The following is a 1382-nucleotide window of genomic DNA, read 5'->3' on the forward strand; positions in this document are numbered from 1 at the left end:
AGATTCTGTGTTAAAAACCAATTGATTTTTATTATTTATTTTTACGCTTTAGGCGGCTTATGCCAGCCTGTTTAGTGGGGTAATCTTTATGGATTACCCCCTAACTTTTTATAATAGTCCTTGTCGTAAGCTGTACCGGTCTTAAAAACGGTATAACTCATTTCCAAGAGCTTTCGCTGGATCGCTACCGCTGCCTTCATTTTTACACCATGTTTTCCTACAAGTCGCGCATACACTGCTTTGTACCGCTCATCGTGACGGATGGCCGTCAAGGCAGGCATGTACAAGGCACTTCGCAACTTTTTATTCCCTCGTTTGGAGATTCGAGGCTTGCCCTTTACCGATGTGCCCGATTGCTTCTCTCGTATATCGAGGCCCGCATAACTCGTTAACTGGCGCTTGTTTTTAATCAACGCAAAACAATTTGTTTCGGCTATGATGGTTGCAGCAGTAATCGTACTGATTCCTGGGATGCTGCAGATCAGCTTTATAATTGACGCTAGCTCCGGATCTTCCTTGATAAGCTTTTGCAACGACTCGGTAATCTCTTTGTCTTGCTTGGTTAATAAAGCGATGCGTTTGTTGGTTCTCGCAATGCTTTCCTTGTTCGGCCAACCACTGCTCTGTTCCGCATGCAATTGATTCTTCAAGACCGTACGCTCATCCAGCAACTGACTTCTTTCCCGCGTCAACTGACGCATCTGAAGGTAGATAGCAGCCGGGCGTACCCATTTCTCCAACTGACGTTCCAAGCTGAACAAAGCGATCGCCTCCGAAGACGTTTTGTCCGTTACTGTTTTGATGTCCAGCGTGCGCGCATAGTTGCTGATCTTGTTCGGAAGAACAATGCTCAACGCTTTTTTGTGGCCATCTAAAAAGAACGCTAGTGCTTCATGGTACACTCCCGTAGCTTCCATTACATACTGAACAGCCACTTCCTTGATCATTGATTTGGTGACCCATTTTACCAGTTCTGTAAAGCCTTTTTTGTTGTTCCCAAACGTCTTATGGGCAAACAACTCTTTACTAAGATCTTCGTTCAACCGACCTAAACATACAACCAACTCTTCTTGAGCCACATCAATGGCTACCACTTGTTTGATGATTTTTTTCATGTCAATATAGTTTTACTATAAAGCGAAAAATCTCCCTTCGTTTTGTCTCCTGGTTGGATATTCTGGATCGAGCGCATGCGCTCCTCCTTACATTCTGTTCAAACTCGAAGAGATCAAAAGAGTGAGGCCATTTCTCAGCGAGAACATACTTCTAGAGTTGTTTAGGCGCAATCAGCTCTCACTCTTTTTCACTTTATTCATCAAAACTAATTGGTATTCACTGTCTCGTAAAATCACCTATATTTTACCTCTTTGCAAACATAGGAG

The 1382-nt window shown here is 43.3% G+C and carries 1 protein-coding gene; it reads right to left on the minus strand.

All coding sequences use genetic code 11. From position 1 onward, the window contains the following. Window positions 1-86: 86 nt before the first annotated feature. The gene (locus ACQ2HE_RS19865) at window positions 87-1115 is read right to left on the minus strand and encodes an IS110 family RNA-guided transposase (RefSeq protein ID WP_430901937.1); all 1029 of its coding nucleotides are present in this window, start codon (window positions 1113-1115) and stop codon (window positions 87-89) included. Window positions 1116-1382: the final 267 nt, after the last annotated feature.

It is taken from the genome of Endoryza foliicola (assembly GCF_050589245.1).
In the GTDB taxonomy this organism is placed as follows: domain Bacteria; phylum Bacteroidota; class Bacteroidia; order Chitinophagales; family Chitinophagaceae; genus Endoryza; species Endoryza foliicola.

Coding starts and splice junctions, on each gene's coding strand:
- ACQ2HE_RS19865 (WP_430901937.1), bottom strand. CDS start 1,115: ATGAAAAAAATCATCAAACAAGTGGTAGCCATTGATGTGGCTCAAGAA.